Raw genomic sequence first — 17,024 nt, forward strand, 5'->3', positions numbered from 1 at the left:
ACGGCCACGGCCTTTACATTGTAGATCAACACCAGACCGAGCCATCTCATCCGGCGGACGTCGGCCGGACGAGCCCGGTGTCGTAGGCGAAGATGACCGCCTGGACGCGGTCACGGACTCCGACCTTGGCGAAGATGCGCCCGATATGGGTCTTGACGGTCGACTCGGCCAGGACGAGCCGTTCGGCGATCTCGGCGTTGGTCCAGCCGGCCCCGATCGCGACCAGGACCTCGCGCTCCCGATCGGTGAGGCGTGCGAGGCGCGGGTCGCCGTCGTTTCCGGGCCGGTCGGGATCCGGCAGGTGACGACCGACGCTATGGACGGAATGGGGCCGGGCCGTCGGACCGCGGGCGGAAAGAAGCACGGGCGCGTAGTACCACGGTCGGACGGTGCCACCTGGGACGCCTACGATCGGTAGTAGGGGGGAAGCGCGATGAAGCATGACATCCCAGCGGCGAACCGCCGCACCGGTGTGATCGTCGCCATCGCGGTCCTGTCCCTCGTGGCGCCCGGTTGCGGCAAGGACTCCGGCGCCGGCGATGAGATCACCGTCGGCCTGATCACCAAGACCGACACCAACCCCTTCTTCGTCAAGATGAAGGAGGGGGCCCAGAAGGAGGCGCGGGCCAAGGGCGTCAAGCTGATGACGGCGGCCGGCCAGTTCGTCGGCGACAACCCGAGTCAGGTCGCGGCGGTCGAGAACATGATCGCGTCCGGGGTCAAGGGCATCCTCATCACCCCGAGCGACACCAAGGCCATCGTGCCCAGCCTCAGGAAGGCGCGGGCGAAGGGTATCGAGGTCATCGCGCTGGACACGCCGCCGGACCCGCAGAGCGCCGTCGACGCGCTGTTCGCCACGAACAACCTCAAGGCCGGCATCCTGATCGGCAAGTACGCCAAGGTCTCCTTCGGCAGCAAGCCCGCGAAGATCGCCATGCTGGACTCGACACGCGGTTCCACCGTCGGGACACTGCGGCACAACGGGTTCCTGCAGGGCTTCGGGCTCAAGCAGGGCGACCCGAGGATCGCGTGCCAGCAGAACACCCTGAGCGACGCCGCCGGTGGGCGGATGGCGATGCAGAACTGCCTGCGGAAGTCCCCCGGCATCAACCTCGTCTACGCGGTCAACGAACCGACCGCGCTCGGCGCGTACACCGCCCTGAAGGCCGCCGGCAAGGAGAAGAACGTCATGATCGTGTCGGTCGACGGCGGATGCACCGGCGTCAAGGCCGTGCAAGCCGGTCAGATCGCCGCGACCGCACAGCAGTATCCGCTGAAGATGGCCTCCAAAGGCGTCGACGCGATCGTCGGCTTCGCCAAGGGCGGCAAGAAGGCCAGCGGCTTCACCGACACCGGCGTCAACCTGATCACCAACAGGCCGCAGCCCGGCGTGGACTCCAAGGACGTCCAGTTCGGCCTCGCCCACTGCTGGGGCTGAGCCTCGCGGAACTGCCCGCCCTGGGCACCGTACCGGGTTCCATCGGCGCGGGCTTGGCGCTGGTCTACCGAGCGGTCGGTTGACAGGTTCATATGCGAGTGGTTAATTACTTCTATCGCGTCTCGCAGAGCGTGACAGCGACGCCCTAGGGAAAGGGGGTCGTTTCACCACCGCACCCCGCGCCTGATGCGGCCAAGCGGTTCGGTGCTTCGGCTCCCGCAGCATGGAAGAGGTTGGTTACTCACGTGGAGACCAGGACACGGCAGCGTTCCACCGCCGAGGAGCGCCGGGCCACGGTGATGCGCACGGCCATCAAGACCTTCGCCGAGCGTGGGTACTACGGGACCTCGACGATGGACGTGGCCAAGGCCGCGGGCATCTCACAGGGCTACCTCTACCGCCTGTTCCCCGACAAGGCGACACTGTTCGCGGCCCTGATCGAGTACTGCTCGGGCCGCATGCGCGAGGCCGCCGCCGCTGCCGCGGCATCGCTGAACAGCACTAATCCTGAAGCGGTGCTGGCAGCACTGGGGTCCTCCTATGACGAGGTCATCGCCGACCGAGACGTGCTGATGATCCTCATGCACGCCAACTGCAGCGCGAGCGAGCCGATCATCGGCGAGGCGGTCCGCGCCTGCTACGCCAAGCAGATCGAATATGTCAGGGCCGTCTCGGGCGCCTCCGACGAGCAGATCCGCCGCTACTTCGCCGACGGCCTGCTCGCCAACGTCGTCCTCGCGATCGGCGCCACCTCCATCGACACCCCCTGGGCGCGCACCCTGCGCTCCTAGGGCCGGCATCCCCGGGCCGCCCAGGCGGCCCTTTCTTTCGCAGTAGATAGTAAGCGGTCAACCGCTTTCATAGAGAGGCTTGTCCCATGACCCATCCCGCACGGCGCCGCGGCACCGGGCTTCTGCTGGCCCTACTGGCGTTCGCGCAGTTCATCAGCGCCATCGACTACAACATCGTTTACGTCGCCCTGCCAGAGATCGGCCGGGAGGTCGGCTTCGACGCGCACAGCCTGCAGTGGATCGTCAGCGGCTACGCGGTCGCCTTCGGTGGTTTCCTGCTGCTGGGCGGCCGGGCCGCCGACCTGCTCGGCCACCGCCGCATGTTCACCAGCGCCCTGGTCCTGTACGGCCTCGCTTCCCTCGTGGGCGGGCTCGTCAGCGAGCCCGGGCTGCTCGTGGCCGCCCGCGCCGTCCAGGGGCTGGGCGGCGCGCTGCTCCTGCCCGCCACGCTGTCCCTGATAGCCACCACCTTCGCCGAGGGCACCGAACGCAACCGGGCTCTTGCGATCTGGGGCGGCGCCGGAGCCGTCGGTCTCGCCCTCGGCTCGCTGCTGGGCGGCATCCTGACCAACTACCTCGGCTGGGAAGCCGTCTTCTACGTCAACGTCCCCCTGGCCCTCGGTGCCGCGGCCGCCGCCCTGTCGATCATCCCCAAGGACGCGCCCCGCGAGCGGGGCCGCAGCTTCGATCTGGCCGGCGCGCTGACCGCCACGATCGGCTTCACCGCCCTCGTCTTCGCCGTCGTGCAGGGCCCCGCGGCCGGCTGGACCTCCACCAAGACCATCGTCGCGCTTCTCGGCGGCGCTCTGTTCGTCGGACTGTTCCTGCTCATCGAGGCCCGCACCGCCCACCCGCTGATGCCGCTGCGCCTGTTCCGCAACCGCAGCCTCGTCGCCGCGATGGGCATCACCTTCGTCTTCATGGGAACCTTCGGCGCCCAGTACTACTTCTTCACCGTCTATCTGCAGGACGTGCACCACTACAGTGCCCTGGCCACCGGCCTGGCCTTCCTGCCCTCGGCGCTGGTGGGCATGGTCGGCACCAAGGTGAGCGAGAAGCTCCTCGGCAAGGTCGGCCCCCGCAACACCATCATCACCGGCCTGCTCGTGGGCGCCGCCGGCATGGCCGTGCTGGCCTCGGCGATGTCCCCCACGGGCGGCTACCCGATCCTGCTGCCCGGCGTCGTCCTGCTCAGTCTCGGCCAGGGAATCGCCTGGACCGCGATGTTCGTCGCCGCCACCAGCGGCATCGACGCCCGCCACCAGGGCATCGCCTCGGCGATGGCCTCCACCACCCAGCAGATCGGCTCCGCCGTCGGCCTCGCGGTCCTTGTCGCCGTCGCCAACTCCGGCGTCCACCTCACCACCGGCCCGGCCCTCGTCCCCGGGCTGCGCACCGCAGGGTTCACCGCAGCCGCCCTCACCGTCCTCGGCGTCGCCATCGCCCTCACCCTGCGCCGGCCCGCGATCACCCCGCCGGCGCCCGCCACGGCGCAGACCACGCATAAGGCGGAAACCGGCATGCCCGCCTGAGCATTCTCGCCGATCGCCCTCGTCTCCCGGCGAGGGCGATCGGCGAAGTCGGCCGTCCGCGTGAGCGACGATGTCGCCGCGGGCGGGGCCCGGCCGGGGTCAGGTCACCGGGTCGAGGAAGGTCAGCACCGAGGCGTCCTCCTCGATCAGCGGGGCGAGCGCGGCGTTGAACGGACCGCCGTACGGGGCCTTCAGGTGCGCCTGGAAGGCGTCCTCGTCCCGGTACACCTCGAAGATCCAGTAGGCGCGCGGGCTGGACGCCTTGGTGTAGACGTCGAAGGCGACGTTGCCCTCTTCCTCGCGCACCTTCCGGGCGTAGTCCAGCAGCAGGCGGGCGACCTCGGCCTCCGCTCCCTCGCGGGCGGTGAACTCTGCGAGCAGGGTCTTGTTCACAGTGGGGTGTCCTCTCGTCAGGGCGGCGGGATCTCGCCCGAGCCGCGGGCGATGTAGCCGGTCGGGACGACGGCGTGCCGCGCGTGCCAGTGATCGCCGCCGTTGATCCGGCCCAGCAGGAGCCGGGCGGCCATGAGGCCGATCTCGGTGGGGTCCTGGGAGACGACCGACACTCCGGGGCGCAGCATGTCCGCCAGCGGGAAGTCGTCGAAGCCGATCAACGCGACCCGGCCGTGCAGGCCCAGGCGCTCCAGGGCCCGGAAGGTGCCGATGGTCAGGAGGTTCTGGGCGGCGAAGACGGCCGTGGGCGGGTCGTCGACGGTCGTGAGGATCTCGCCGATCGCGTGCTCGGCGGCGTCGGCACTGCGGATGTCGAGGCGGACCAGCCGTTCGTCGACCGGCCGCCCGACGCCGGCGTGCGCCTCCAGATAGCCCTCGTACCGCTCCCGCGCGGTCCAGATCGACCGCATGTCCCCCAGGTACGCGATCCGGCGGTGGCCGAGGTCGAGCAGGCGCCGGACGGCGGCGCGGGTGCCCTCCCGGTTGTCGACGGTGACGGTGTCGACGCGGTCGAGTTCGACGAGCCGGTCGACGCAGACGATCGGCGTGCCCTGGCGGCGGACGGTGTCCAGCTGACCGTCGGTGCCGCCCGTGGGGACGACGATCAGGCCGTCGACCCGGCGGAGGGTGAAGTTGTCGATGAGCTCGTGCTCGCGTTCGGGGTGTTCGTCGCTGCTGCCGGTCAGGACGAGGATGTTCTCGGCGCGGGCGGCGTCCTCGACGGCGCGGTGCAGGGCCGAGGAGAACGGGTTGGCGACGTCCTCGAGGACCAGCGCGATCGTCGCGGTCCGGCGGTCGGCCCGTCGCAGGCTGCTGGCGGTGACGTCGTGTCGGTAGCCGAGGGCGTGGGCCGCCTCGTTGACCCGCTCGATGAGGTCGGCCGCCACTCCGGGCTTGCCGTTGATCACCCGCGAGACGGTCGCGAGCCCGACGCCCGCCCGCTGCGCGACGTCGCGCATGGTCACCTTGCCGCGTCGCGGCTCATCACCCGGAATCATCGCACCCCGTCCTCCGCCCCATAGCGATCTCCGGCTGATTGTGCCGGAGCTCTGGACAGACCGTACGCCCAGGTCTTACATTCCTGGAAACGTTTCCGGGAAACGTTTCCGAAACCTCGTGGCAACAGTAGTCACCTGCCGCGGCCCGGTCCACGGCGTGGTTGGAGGAATCAAGATGAAGCGCGACATCTGGACATCGAGCCGTCGCCGCACCGGCGTGGTCGTCGCGATCGCGGCCCTGTCCCTCGTGGCGGCCGGTTGCGGAAAGGGCGCGAAGGGCTCGAGTTCCGGCGGTGAGGTCACCGTCGGCCTCATCACCAAGACCGACACCAACCCCTTCTTCGTCAAGATGAAGGAGGGCGCGCAGAAAGAGGCCCAGGCCAAGGGCGTCAAGCTGATGACCGCGGCCGGCAAGTTCGACGGTGACAACGCCAGCCAGGTCACGGCGGTCGAGAACATGATCGCGGCGGGCGTCAAGGGCATCCTCATCACCCCCAGCGACACCAAGGCGATCGTGCCGAGCCTGGAGAAGGCGAAGGCCAAGGGCATCGAGGTCATCGCCCTGGACACGCCGCCGGACCCGCAGAGCGCCGTCGACGCGCTGTTCGCCACCAACAACCTCAACGCCGGCGTCCTGATCGGCAAGTACGCCAAGGCCTCCTTCGGCAGCAAGCCCGCCAAGATCGCCATGCTGGACCTGGCCCCGGGTATCACCGTCGGCGTGCTGCGCCACAACGGCTTCCTGCAGGGCTTCGGCATCAAGCAGGGCGACCCGAGCGTCGTCTGCCAGCAGGACACCCAGGGCGACCAGGCCAAGGGCCAGACCGCGATGGAGAACTGCCTGCAGAAGTCCCCCGACATCAACCTCGTCTACACGATCAACGAGCCGGCGGCGCTGGGCGCGTACACCGCCCTGAAGTCGGCCGGCAAGGAGAAGAACGTCATGATCGTGTCCGTCGACGGCGGATGCACCGGCGTCAAGGCGGTCCAGTCCGGCCAGATCGCGGCCACCTCGCAGCAGTACCCGCTGAAGATGGCCTCGCAGGGCGTGGACTCGGTGGTCGACTTCGCCAAGGGCGGCAAGAAGGCCAGCGGCTACACCGACACCGGCGTCAACCTGATCACCAACAAGGCACAGCCGGGCGTGGACTCCAAGGACGTCCAGTTCGGTCTGGCGAACTGCTGGGGCTGAGCGAATGTCGACTGCGACCGCCACCGATCGCACCGAGGGACCGCAGCAGCAGAGCCTGCTGTCCCGCACCTCCCACTTCCTGACCCTCCCCGCCGTGGGGCCGCTCCTCGCGCTCCTGCTGGCCTGCGTCTACTTCACCGTCCGCACCGACCGGTTCCTCACCGGCGCCAACCTGTCGCTGATCGTGCAGCAGGTCATGGTCGTCGGAGCCCTGGCCGTCGGCCAGACGCTCGTCATCCTGACCGCGGGCATCGACCTGTCCAACGGGGCGGTGATGGCGCTCGGCTCGATCTTCATGACCAAGCTGGCCGTCAGCAGCGGGGTGCCCGGCATCCTGGCGATCCTCATCGGCATCGCCGTGTGCACGGCGTTCGGCGCGCTCAACGGCGCGCTGGTGACGATGGCGAAGCTGCCGCCGTTCATCGTGACCCTGGGCACCTGGAACATCGCCTTCGCCCTGACCCACGTCTACTCGAAGGACCAGACGGTCACCGGCCTGCCGAAGTCGCTGACCTTCCTGGGCGAGACGTTCCCGATGTACAACACCGACGTCACGTACGGCTCGGTGCTGATGCTGCTGCTGTTCGCGGCGGCCTGGTACGTCCTGCGGCAGACCGGCGCCGGCCGGCACGTCTACGCGGTCGGTGACAACCGCGAGGCCGCCCGCCTCACCGGCATCCCGGACCGCCGCCTGCTGCTCACCGTCTACACGGTCGCCGGTGCGATCTACGGCATCGCCGCGCTGCTGCTGGTCGGCCGCACGTCGGTCGGCGACCCGCAGGCCGGGCAGACCGACAACCTCGACAGCATCACCGCGGTGGTGCTGGGCGGGATCAGCCTCTTCGGCGGGCGGGGCAGCATCGTCGGCGCCCTGTGCGGCGCACTGATCGTCGGCGTGATCCGCAACGGCCTGCAGCTGACCGGCGTTCCGTCGATCTACCAGGTCCTCATCACCGGCATCCTGGTCATCGTCGCGGTGAGCGTGGACCAGCTGGCCCGAAGGAAGGGGCGGGCATGACTCAGGCGGAAGGGACCGAGGTGCGCCCGGTGTTCGAGGCGCAGGGTCTGATCAAGCGGTACGGCCACGTCACGGCCCTGTCCGGCGCCGACTTCGAGCTGCTGCCCGGCGAGATCCTCGCCGTGATCGGCGACAACGGCGCCGGGAAGTCCACGCTGATCAAGGCGCTGTCCGGCGCGATCGTCCCGGACGAGGGACGGATCCTGCTGGACGGTAAGCCGGTGCGGTTCCACAGCCCGGCGGACGCCCGCCGGGCGGGGATCGAGACGGTCTACCAGGACCTGGCGGTGGCCCCGGCCCTCGACATCGCGAGCAACATGTTCCTCGGGCGGGAGGTGCGCCGCAAAGGCGTCCTCGGCTCGGTGTTCCGCATGCTGGATCACAAGAGGATGCAGACCGAGGCCAGTGGCCACATGCAGGACCTCAAGATCGGTATCAAGTCCATCAAACAGTCCGTGGAGACGCTGTCCGGCGGTCAGCGTCAGGGCGTCGCGGTAGCGCGCAGCGCGGCGTTCGCCCGGCACGTCGTCATCATGGACGAGCCGACCGCGGCGCTCGGCGTCAAGGAGTCGGGCATGGTGCTGGAGCTGATCCGGCAGGTTCGCGACCGGGGCCTGCCCGTCATCCTCATCAGCCACGACATGCCCGCCGTCTTCGACGTCGCCGACCGGATCCACATCCAGCGCCTGGGCCGGCGGGTGGCCGTCGTACGCCCTGGCGAGGTCGACATGGCCCAGACGGTTGCGATCATGACAGGAGCGGCACCGGGCAACCTCGGCGTCGCCTCGAACGGCAACGGAGCGTCCTGACCGCGCCCCGCGGCCCCGACCAAGGAGAGTGGTGTGATTCCTGACGCCCGTGTCGTCGCGGTCGCCGGTGAGGCGATCATCGATCTCGTCGCCGACGAGCCCGGTGGCCCGTACCTGGCGCTGCCCGGTGGCAGCCCGGCCAACGTGGCCGTCGGGCTGGCCCGGCTCGGCGTTTCGACCCGGATGATCGCGCGTATCGGCGAGGATCCGTTCGGCCGGACGCTCCGGGCCCACCTCGTGCGGAACGGGGTCGACACGGGCGCGGTCGTGCCCGCCGCGGAACCGTCGTCGGTGGCGCTCGTCCACCACGAGGAGAACGGGGCGCCGTCGTACGACCTGCGGCTCGCGGGGACCGCCGACTGGCAGTGGACCCCGGAGGAACTGACCCGCGTGCCGCTCGGCGACGTCGCCGCCCTCCACGTCGGCTCGCTCGCCATGGTGCTGCCGCCGGGCGCCGAGATGCTCGCCGACCTCGCCCGCCGGGCCCGGGAGACGGCGACGGTCAGCTACGACCCGAACTGCCGCCCGGACGTCATGGAACGCCTGCCGGACGCCCGGTCGCGCATCGAGTCGCTCCTGCGTACGGCGGACATCGTCAAGATCAGCGACGCCGACCTGGAGTGGCTGCAACCCGGCGTCAGCCCCCGGCGCTTCGCCGCCGACCTGGTCGAGGGAACGCCGGGCGTCAGCGTGGTGATCGTGACGCTCGGGGCGGAGGGCGCGCTGGTCACCGCGCCCAACCTCCCGCCGCTCCACCTGCCGGCGTACCCCGTGGAGGTCGTCGACACCGTCGGCGCCGGCGACTCCTACATGAGCACCGTCCTCGCCGGCCTGTACGAGCGCGGGCTGCTCGGGGCCGACCGCCGCCCGGCGCTCCGCTCCGCCCCGGCCTCGGTGATCAGCGAGGTGTGCGCGGAGGCGGCCCGGGCGTCGGCCATCACGTGCGGTCGCCGGGGCGCCGACCCGCCCACCCGCGCGGAACTCGCGGCCTCCCCGGTCACCTGACCTCGTCACAGATGTCACAGCCGAAAATCGGCACAAATGGCGTCACCTACGTTGCGACTGGTGCAAGCTGGGAGCCATGTCTCGGCGGAAGTCCCCCACCCCCGAACGGCCGACGGGTTCGCGCGCCCTGCGGATCCTGCGGCGAACGGCCGGCAGCACCGGCGTGATCCTGACCCTCGTCGTCATCGTCGCGGTCGTCGTCGTCGCCAACATCGACTTCGGCAAGGGGGCCAAGCCGCCCACCGGCGCAGCGGCGGACGTGTCCACGAACGAGCTCGCCCGCGAGCTGGGCGGCTACACGATGGACCCGATGATGGCCAAGGCCCAGGCCACCGCGCGGGAACGCGCCTACCAGGCCCAGCTCGCCGCCGAGCGCGACGCGAAGAAGCGCGCGGCGGCCGAGCGGAAGCGCCGGGAGTGGGAGGCGTTCAAGAAGAAGATGAGCAACAACCCCAGCGCCACGGACAACCAGAAGTACGCCAAGCAGATGAACGCCCTGAAGGGCTGGGGCCGCTGCTGGCCGTCGCTGCTGACCATGTGGAACCACGAGAGCGGCTGGAACGAGCACGCCGAGAACCCCGGCAGCGGGGCGTACGGCATCGCCCAGGCGCTGCCCGGCTCGAAGATGGGCTCGGTCGCGTCCGACTGGCGGAGCAACGCGATCACCCAGATCACCTGGGGCCTGAGCTACATCGGCTCCCGTTACGGCGACCCCTGCCAGGCGTGGTCCTGGTGGCAGGCCCACCACTGGTACTGACCTGCCGTCACCGCCGTAGGGCCACGGCGGCCGCCCACCCCCTCGTGCCGAGAGCCCGCCGGGTCATTTGTACCCGGGCTTGATCCAGTCGAAGGTGCGCTCGACGGCCCGCCGCCAGTAGTCGTACTCGGTCTCCCGGCGGCCCGCGTCCATGCTCGGCAGCCACTGCGCGGCCCGGTGCCAGTTGCGGCGCAGCCCCTCCAGGTCGGCCCAGTAGCCGACGGCGAGCCCGGCGGCGTACGCGGCGCCGAGGGACACCGTCTCGGCCGCCATGGGACGGATGACCGGGACGTCGAGGACGTCCGCGATGAACTGCATGAGGAGGTTGTCGGCGGTCATGCCGCCGTCCACCTTCAGGGCCTTGAGCGCCAGCCCGGAGTCGGCGTTCATCGCGTCGACGACCTCGCGGGTCTGCCAGCCGGTCGCCTCCAGGACCGCGCGGGCCAGGTGCCCCTTGGTGATGTAGGAGGTCAGGCCGACGATGATGCCGCGCGCCTCGCTGCGCCAGTACGGCGCGAACAGGCCGGAGAAGGCGGGCACGATGTAGCAGCCGCCGTTGTCGTCGACGGTGCGGGCCAGCGTCTCGATCTCCGGCGCGCTGGCGATCAGCCCGAGGCCGTCGCGGAACCACTGGACGAGCGCGCCGGTGATGGCGATGGAGCCCTCGAGGGCGTACACCGCCGGCTCCTTGTCGATCTGGTAGCCGACGGTCGTGAGCAGGCCATGGGTGGAGCGGACCGGTTCGGTGCCGGTGTTGAGCAGCAGGAAGCTGCCCGTCCCGTACGTGCACTTGGCCTCGCCGGGGGCGAAACAGGTCTGGCCGAACAGCGCGGCCTGCTGGTCGCCGAGCGCGGCGGCGATGCGCACGCCGGGCAGCACGCGGCTGGCGCGGCCGTACGTCTCGGTGGAGGGGCGGATCTCGGGCAGCATGGCGCGCGGCACGTCGAAGAACGCGAGCAGGTCGTCGTCCCAGGCCAGCGTGGTGAGGTTCATCAGGAGGGTGCGGCTGGCGTTGGTGACGTCGGTGATGTGCACGCCGCCTTCGGGCCCGCCGGTGAGGTTCCAGATGAGCCAGCTCTCCATCGTGCCGAACAGCACGTCACCGTTCTCGGCGCGCTCGCGCAGGCCCGGCGTGTGGTCCAGGAGCCAGCGGACGCGGGTGGCCGAGAAGTACGTCGCCAGGGGCAGTCCGCACCGCTCGCGGACCATGTCGGCGTCCGGGCGGGCGGCGAGCTCGTCGACGAGGTTGTCCGTGCGGGTGTCCTGCCACACGACGGCGCGGCCGATGGGCCGGCCGGTGTGCCGGTCCCACAGCACCGTGGTCTCGCGCTGGTTCGCGATCCCCAGGGCGGCCACCTGCTCGGGGGTGGCGCCGGCGTGGGTGAGGGCCTCGGGCGCGATCCGCTCGAGGTTGCGCCAGATCTCCATGGCGTCGTGTTCGACCCAGCCGGGCTTGGGAAAGTGCTGCTTGTGCTCACGCTGGGTGACCGAGACGAGCCGCCCTCCGTGGTCGAACAGGATGCAGCGCGTCGACGTCGTCCCCTGGTCAACGGACATCACATAGCGCTCTACCATCGTGCCCTCAGTTCCGGGCGCCGCGGGCGGTGGTGGTCACCATCGGGCGGCCCCAAGGTCTCGGGAGACGGCGCGTGCGGCGTCGCGCACGTACGTCACCAGCGTCGGTTTCGGCCGGCCCCTCGGATCGCAGAGGCGTTCGACGGCCCCCGAGATGCCCATCGCGCCGACGACCAGGCCGCCCTGGCCGCGGATCGGCGCCGCCAGGCCCGCCTCGCCGACGGTGAACTCCTCCACCTCGGCGGCCCAGCCCATCTCCCGGATCTCGACCAGCGCCCGGGTCAGTTCGCGGGGATGGGTGATGGTCCGGCGGCAGAAGCGTTCGAGGTCGGTGTCCTGCAGGGCCGCCATGACGTTCGCGTCGTAGGCGAGGAGCACCTTGCCCAGCGCCGTCGCGTGCGCCGGGAGGAGCGCGCCGACGTCGAGCGCCTGCAGGGTGTCGTCCGGCCGGAACACATGGTGCACGACGAGGACCTTGCCGTCCAGTGCGGTGCCGATCCGGACGGCCTCGCCGCTGCGGGCGGCGAGGGCGTCGGCCCAGTTGATCGCGCGGGAGCGGAGCTCGTTGACGTCGAGGTAGCTCGTGCCGAGATGGAGGAGGGCGGCGCCGAGCTGGTACTTGCCGGTCTCCTCGTCCTGCTCGACGAAACCGACGCCCTGGAGGGTCCGCAGGAGGCCGTGGGCGGTGCCGCGGGCCAGCCCGAGGGAGCCCGCGATCTCGCTGACTCCGAGGCGCCCGGAGCCGCGAGCGAGAAGGCGGAGGATCGCTGCCGCTCGCTCGATCGACTGCACGGGACCTGGCACACAGGTCATGCTAGCGAAGTCGGCACCTATTCGACAATGTCGGCACTTTTCAACCGTCACACCGCCCATTCGACGGTGAAACGGGTGTGATTCGACGCGGTTTGTGAAATCCATCACTTCCGCCGACCCTAGCCGCCGTATCCGGAGCAGGCCAGTGTTCGACGACCGTTCGACAATGTCGGCACCTGTCTGTTGACCCGGTCTCACGGGCCGACTTAGCGTCCGGACAGTCGTGAGGGAGCTCACAGCCTCCCTCGCGAACGGTGTCTCTCGGTGCCCCTGAGCCTGGGGCACCGGCCCCCTAGGAGGAGACGTGGCAGAGCGACTCAAGATCCCCGGGCTGGCCGGGGAACTGGCCGCCGAATTCGCGGGAACCTTGATCCTTATCCTGTTCGGCGTCGGCGTCGTGGCGCAGGTCGTGGCCGGCGGGATCGGCAACCATGACAGCATCGCCTGGGCCTGGGGCCTCGGCGTCACGCTCGGCGTGTACGTCGCGGGCCGGATCAGCGGCGCGCACCTGAACCCCGCGGTGACCGTCGCGCTGGCGGTGTTCAAGGGGTTCTCCTGGCGCAAGGTCCTGCCGTACTCGCTGGCCCAGCTGGCCGGCGCGTTCGTGGCGGCGCTGATCGTGCGCTGGAACTACAGCGAGGTCCTGGCCAAGCTCGACCCCGGCCACACCATCAAGACCCAGGGCGTCTTCTCGACCCTGCCCGGCAACGGCGCGGCGCCCGTGCACACCGGCGGCGCCCTCCGCGACCAGATCATCGGTACCGCGATCCTGCTGTTCCTGATCCTCGCGGTGACGGACCTGCGCAACTCCGCCCCCGCGGCCAACCTCGCGCCGTTCATCGTCGGCCTGATCGTCGTCGCCATCGGCATGGCCTGGGGCACCGACGCCGGCTACGCGATCAACCCGGCGCGTGACCTCGGACCGCGTCTCGCCTCCTTCTTCACCGGGTACGGCACGGCGTTCCGCGACCAGTACGGCGGGCTGTACTTCTGGGTGCCCATCGTCGGCCCGCTCATCGGCGGGGTGCTCGGCGCGGGCCTCTACGAGGTGCTCGTCGGCCGCTTCCTGCCCTCCGAGGAGGCCCCGGAGCCCGGCCGCGTCCCGACCGAGGCCGAGCTCGAGAAGGCCTGACCTAGTCGACATGGTCCGGCCGGGCCGCCGGCGGCGGCTCGGCCGGAGGGTAGGAAAGAAACAGAAGGAAGGCGATATCCATGGCCGACTTCGTCGGAGCGGTTGACCAGGGCACCACGAGCACCCGTTTCATGATCTTTGATCACGGCGGGAACGAGGTGGCCAAGCACCAGCTCGAGCACGAGCAGATCATGCCGAACCCGGGGTGGGTGGAGCACAACCCGACCGAGATCTGGGAGCGTACCCGGGCGGTGGTCGACACCGGTCTGCGTCAGGCGAACCTCAGCGCCACCGATCTGGCCGCTCTCGGCATCACCAACCAGCGCGAGACCACGGTCGTGTGGAACCGCGTCACCGGACGTCCGTACTACAACGCCATCGTCTGGCAGGACACCCGCACCGACCGCATCGCGTCGGCGCTGGAGCGCAACGGCCAGGGCGACGTGATCCGGCAGAAGGCCGGCCTGCCGCCCGCGACGTACTTCTCCGGCGGCAAGATCCAGTGGATCCTCGAGAACGTCGAAGGCGTGCGCAAGGCGGCCGAGGAAGGCGAGGCGATCTTCGGCAACACCGACACCTGGCTGCTGTGGAACCTCACCGGCGGTGTCGACGGCGGCGTGCACGTCACCGATCCCACCAACGCCAGCCGCACCATGCTGATGAACCTGGAGACGCTGGACTGGGACGACGAGCTGCTGTCGTTCTTCAACATCCCGCGGCAGATGCTGCCCGCGATCCGCCCGTCGTCCAACCCGGACTACTACGGCGTCACCCGCCTCCGCGGCCCGCTCGGCGGCGAGGTCCCGCTGACCGGCGACCTGGGCGACCAGCAGGCGGCGACCGTCGGGCAGGTCTGTTTCGACCCCGGCGAGGCGAAGAACACCTACGGCACCGGCAACTTCCTGCTGCTCAACACCGGCCACGAGCTCGTACGCTCGAAGAGCGGGCTGCTCACCACCGTGTGCTACCAGTTCGGGAACGACCGGCCGACGTACGCGCTGGAGGGCTCGATCGCGGTCACCGGCTCGGCCGTGCAGTGGCTGCGCGACCAGCTCGGCATCATCTCCGGCGCCGCCGAGAGCGAGGCGCTGGCCCGTCAGGTCGAGGACAACGGCGGCGTCTACTTCGTGCCCGCGTTCTCGGGCCTGTTCGCCCCGTACTGGCGTTCGGACGCTCGCGGCGCGATCGTCGGGCTGTCCCGCTTCAACACCAACGCCCACCTCGCGCGGGCCACGCTCGAGGCGATCTGCTACCAGAGCCGCGACGTGGTCGAGGCGATGCGGCAGGACTCCGGTGTGGCGCTCGACGTGCTGCGGGTGGACGGCGGCGTCACCGCCAACCGCCTGTGCATGGAGCTGCAGGCCGACGTCCTCGGCGTGCCGGTCTCCAAGCCGGTCGTCGCGGAGACCACCGCGCTCGGCGCCGCGTACGCCGCGGGCCTGGCCGTCGGGTTCTGGCGCAACACCGACGAGCTGCGGCAGAACTGGAACGAGGACGAGCGCTGGGAGCCCCGCTGGAGCGAAGAGGAGCGTGAACGCGGCTACGCCGGCTGGAAGAAGGCCGTGACCCGGACCCTCGACTGGGTCGACGTCGACTGACGACTCCCCCACGCGGCGGACGGAGCGGTGCGCCCCCGCACCCCGGTCCCCCGGGCATCGCCCCGTCCGCCGCCCTCCCCCATCGGATCCCCCAGCCCCCTGTGGCCGGGGTGGCGCCCCTCGCGCCGCCTCGGCCGCCGCACCGACTCCCTTCAGACCCCCCTTCTCTCGGAGGAGAACCCGAACGTGAAAGCCGTATCCCTCGGACCGGCCTACCGCGCGCAGGCGCTGCGCGACCTGGCGGAGGACGAGTTCGACGTGCTGATCGTGGGCGGCGGTGTCGTGGGCGCAGGCGCGGCGCTCGACGCCGTCTCGCGCGGCCTGTCCGTCGCGCTCGTCGAGGCCGCGGACTGGGCGGCCGGGACGTCCAGCCGGTCCAGCAAGCTGATCCACGGCGGCCTGCGCTACCTCGAACAGCGCGACTTCGGCCTCGTACGCGAGGCACTGCGCGAACGCGGCCTGCTGCTGAACCGCCTCGCCCCCCACCTCGTCAAGCCGGTGCCGTTCCTGTTCCCGCTCAAGCACCGGATGTGGGAACGCTTCTACGTCGGCGCCGGCGTCGGCCTGTACGACACGCTGGGCGGCGCCCGGTCGATGCCCCGCCACCGGCACCTGAGCCACCGCGCCGCCCTGAAGATCGCCCCGGCGCTGCGCGGCGACACGTTCGTCGGCGCGATCCAGTACTTCGACGCACAGGTCGACGACGCCCGCTTCACGATGACGCTGGCCCGGACGGCCGCCGGCTACGGCGCCTCCGTGCTGACGCGGGCCCGCGCCGTCGGCTTCCTGCGGGAGGCGGACCGCGTCATCGGAGCACGGGTTCACGACCTGGAGAACGACCGGGAACTGACCGTACGGGCCCGGCACGTCATCAACGCCACCGGCGTGTGGACCGACGACGCCGCCCGGTTCGCGGACGCGCGCGGCGGCCCCCGGGTCACCGCGTCCAAGGGTGTGCACCTCCTCGTCCCGCGCGACCGGATCCGGCTCGACACCGGGCTGATCCTGCGCACCGAGAAGAGCGTGCTGTTCGTCATCCCGTGGGGCCGGCACTGGATCATCGGCACCACCGACACGCCCTACGACCTGGAAAAGGACGAGCCCGCCGCCAGCCAGGCCGACGTCGACTACATCCTCGACCACGTCAACGCGGTGCTGCGCACCCCGATCGCCGCGGAGGACATCGAGGGCGTGTACGCCGGGCTGCGTCCCCTGCTGTCCGGCGGGGCGGACGACACGACCAAGCTGTCGCGGGAGCACACCGTCGCGCAGCCCGTGCCCGGCCTCACCGTGATCGCCGGCGGCAAGTTCACCACCTACCGGGTGATGGCCAAGGACGCCGTCGACGCGGCGGCCGAGGACCTGCCCACCACCGTCCCCGCCTCCGTCACCGACCGGGTGCCGCTCACCGGGGCCGTCGGGTACGAGGTGCTGTGGAACGAGCGGCACCGCATCGCCCGGCGCAGCGGCCTGCACGTCGCCCGCGTCGAGCACCTGCTCAACCGGTACGGCGCGTGCGTCGACGAACTGCTGGAGATGATCGAGAAGGACCCGGCCCTCGGCGAGCCGATCGACGCCGCCGCGGACTACCTGAAGGCCGAGGCCGTGTACGCCGCCTCCCACGAAGGCGCGCTGCACATCGAGGACGTCCTGCGCCGTCGCACCCGCGCCGCGATCGAGGAGTGGGACCAGGGCGCCGCAGCGGCGGCCGAGGTCGCCGGCCTCATCGCACCGGTGCTGGGCTGGGACGACGAGAAGGCGAAACGGGAGACGGAGTACTACGTGCGGCAGGTCGAGGCCGAGCGCCAAGCCCGCCGGGAGGCCGACGACTCCGCCGCGGCCGCCGCCCGCGGCCGGGCGCCCGGCCTGTTCACCGAGCGGGCCGCTTCCTGACCCGCTCCCCCCGGCCGTCC

At 70.6% G+C, this 17,024-nt stretch carries 16 protein-coding genes; 11 read left to right on the forward strand and 5 right to left on the reverse strand.

The features are described 5' to 3' along the window. Positions 1-46: 46 nt before the first annotated feature. Positions 47-364, reverse strand: a complete 318-nt coding sequence (locus ACQP2O_RS35385; protein WP_433172805.1) for a response regulator transcription factor — start codon at positions 362-364, stop codon at positions 47-49. A 69-nt stretch (positions 365-433) separates the two neighbouring features. Between ACQP2O_RS35385 and ACQP2O_RS35390 the strand changes: the two genes are divergently transcribed. The 3 genes from ACQP2O_RS35390 (at position 434) to ACQP2O_RS35400 (ending at position 3,761) form a co-directional block, all read left to right on the forward strand. Next, on the forward strand, positions 434-1,438 hold the full coding sequence (locus tag ACQP2O_RS35390) for a sugar ABC transporter substrate-binding protein (RefSeq protein WP_433172807.1): 1,005 nt from the start codon (positions 434-436) through the stop codon (positions 1,436-1,438). Positions 1,439-1,683: 245 nt separating this feature from the next. After that, positions 1,684-2,229, forward strand: coding sequence for a TetR/AcrR family transcriptional regulator (locus tag ACQP2O_RS35395; RefSeq protein ID WP_433172809.1), 546 nt, complete (start codon positions 1,684-1,686; stop codon positions 2,227-2,229). A gap of 86 nt (positions 2,230-2,315) precedes the next feature. Further along, positions 2,316-3,761 (forward strand): MFS transporter, encoded by a 1,446-nt coding sequence (locus ACQP2O_RS35400; protein ID WP_433172811.1) that lies wholly within the window; start codon positions 2,316-2,318, stop codon positions 3,759-3,761. A 99-nt stretch (positions 3,762-3,860) separates the two neighbouring features. Here the strand turns inward: ACQP2O_RS35400 and ACQP2O_RS35405 are convergent, their stop codons facing one another. Continuing rightward, on the reverse strand, positions 3,861-4,154 hold the full coding sequence (locus ACQP2O_RS35405; protein ID WP_433172813.1) for a putative quinol monooxygenase: 294 nt from the start codon (positions 4,152-4,154) through the stop codon (positions 3,861-3,863). 17 nt (positions 4,155-4,171) lie between these two features. After that, entirely contained in the window at positions 4,172-5,212 is a 1,041-nt protein-coding gene (locus ACQP2O_RS35410; RefSeq protein WP_433172815.1) for a LacI family DNA-binding transcriptional regulator, read from the reverse strand. Positions 5,213-5,387: 175 nt separating this feature from the next. On the opposite strand from ACQP2O_RS35410, the gene ACQP2O_RS35415 reads away from it, so the two are divergent. The 5 genes from ACQP2O_RS35415 (at position 5,388) to ACQP2O_RS35435 (ending at position 9,993) form a co-directional block, all read left to right on the forward strand. After that, the gene (locus tag ACQP2O_RS35415) at positions 5,388-6,404 is read left to right on the forward strand and encodes a sugar ABC transporter substrate-binding protein (RefSeq protein WP_433172817.1); all 1,017 of its coding nucleotides are present in this window, start codon (positions 5,388-5,390) and stop codon (positions 6,402-6,404) included. Positions 6,405-6,408: 4 nt separating this feature from the next. Further along, on the forward strand, positions 6,409-7,422 hold the full coding sequence (locus ACQP2O_RS35420) for an ABC transporter permease (protein WP_433172818.1): 1,014 nt from the start codon (positions 6,409-6,411) through the stop codon (positions 7,420-7,422). After that, positions 7,419-8,231 (forward strand): ATP-binding cassette domain-containing protein, encoded by an 813-nt coding sequence (locus ACQP2O_RS35425; RefSeq protein WP_433172820.1) that lies wholly within the window; start codon positions 7,419-7,421, stop codon positions 8,229-8,231. The genes ACQP2O_RS35420 and ACQP2O_RS35425 overlap by 4 nt, the downstream gene beginning before the upstream one ends. Before the next feature lie 33 nt (positions 8,232-8,264). After that, complete coding sequence (locus ACQP2O_RS35430; protein ID WP_433172822.1) at positions 8,265-9,236, forward strand: carbohydrate kinase family protein; 972 nt, start codon at positions 8,265-8,267, stop codon at positions 9,234-9,236. 76 nt (positions 9,237-9,312) lie between these two features. Next, positions 9,313-9,993, forward strand: coding sequence for a lytic transglycosylase domain-containing protein (locus tag ACQP2O_RS35435; protein ID WP_433172824.1), 681 nt, complete (start codon positions 9,313-9,315; stop codon positions 9,991-9,993). 63 nt (positions 9,994-10,056) lie between these two features. On the opposite strand, the gene glpK (ACQP2O_RS35440) is transcribed toward ACQP2O_RS35435, so the two are convergent. Beyond that, positions 10,057-11,568 (reverse strand): glycerol kinase GlpK, encoded by a 1,512-nt coding sequence (gene glpK / locus ACQP2O_RS35440; RefSeq protein WP_433172826.1) that lies wholly within the window; start codon positions 11,566-11,568, stop codon positions 10,057-10,059. Between the two features lie 36 nt (positions 11,569-11,604). Next, on the reverse strand, positions 11,605-12,372 hold the full coding sequence (locus ACQP2O_RS35445) for an IclR family transcriptional regulator (RefSeq protein ID WP_433172828.1): 768 nt from the start codon (positions 12,370-12,372) through the stop codon (positions 11,605-11,607). Positions 12,373-12,685: 313 nt separating this feature from the next. On the opposite strand from ACQP2O_RS35445, the gene ACQP2O_RS35450 reads away from it, so the two are divergent. The 3 genes from ACQP2O_RS35450 (at position 12,686) to ACQP2O_RS35460 (ending at position 17,004) form a co-directional block, all read left to right on the forward strand. Next, positions 12,686-13,513, forward strand: coding sequence for an MIP/aquaporin family protein (locus tag ACQP2O_RS35450; RefSeq protein WP_433172830.1), 828 nt, complete (start codon positions 12,686-12,688; stop codon positions 13,511-13,513). Between the two features lie 80 nt (positions 13,514-13,593). Continuing rightward, positions 13,594-15,111 carry a glycerol kinase GlpK gene (gene glpK / locus ACQP2O_RS35455; RefSeq protein WP_433172832.1) on the forward strand — a complete coding sequence of 506 codons (1,518 nt, stop codon included), beginning with the start codon at positions 13,594-13,596 and terminating at the stop codon, positions 15,109-15,111. Between the two features lie 186 nt (positions 15,112-15,297). Continuing rightward, complete coding sequence (locus ACQP2O_RS35460; RefSeq protein WP_433172834.1) at positions 15,298-17,004, forward strand: glycerol-3-phosphate dehydrogenase/oxidase; 1,707 nt, start codon at positions 15,298-15,300, stop codon at positions 17,002-17,004. Positions 17,005-17,024 lie beyond the last annotated feature (20 nt).

Source organism: Actinoallomurus sp. CA-150999 (assembly GCF_050942425.1).
Taxonomy (GTDB): domain Bacteria; phylum Actinomycetota; class Actinomycetes; order Streptosporangiales; family Streptosporangiaceae; genus Actinoallomurus.

Bases quoted from the DNA above. Each gene is read 5' to 3' on its own strand.
- ACQP2O_RS35390 (WP_433172807.1), top strand. From the start codon at position 434: ATGAAGCATGACATCCCAGCGGCGAACCGCCGCACCGGTGTGATCGTC.
- ACQP2O_RS35400 (WP_433172811.1), top strand. From the start codon at position 2,316: ATGACCCATCCCGCACGGCGCCGCGGCACCGGGCTTCTGCTGGCCCTA.
- ACQP2O_RS35410 (WP_433172815.1), bottom strand. From the start codon at position 5,212: ATGATTCCGGGTGATGAGCCGCGACGCGGCAAGGTGACCATGCGCGAC.
- ACQP2O_RS35415 (WP_433172817.1), top strand. From the start codon at position 5,388: ATGAAGCGCGACATCTGGACATCGAGCCGTCGCCGCACCGGCGTGGTC.
- ACQP2O_RS35420 (WP_433172818.1), top strand. From the start codon at position 6,409: ATGTCGACTGCGACCGCCACCGATCGCACCGAGGGACCGCAGCAGCAG.
- ACQP2O_RS35425 (WP_433172820.1), top strand. From the start codon at position 7,419: ATGACTCAGGCGGAAGGGACCGAGGTGCGCCCGGTGTTCGAGGCGCAG.
- ACQP2O_RS35435 (WP_433172824.1), top strand. From the start codon at position 9,313: ATGTCTCGGCGGAAGTCCCCCACCCCCGAACGGCCGACGGGTTCGCGC.
- glpK (WP_433172826.1), bottom strand. From the start codon at position 11,568: ATGGTAGAGCGCTATGTGATGTCCGTTGACCAGGGGACGACGTCGACG.
- glpK (WP_433172832.1), top strand. From the start codon at position 13,594: ATGGCCGACTTCGTCGGAGCGGTTGACCAGGGCACCACGAGCACCCGT.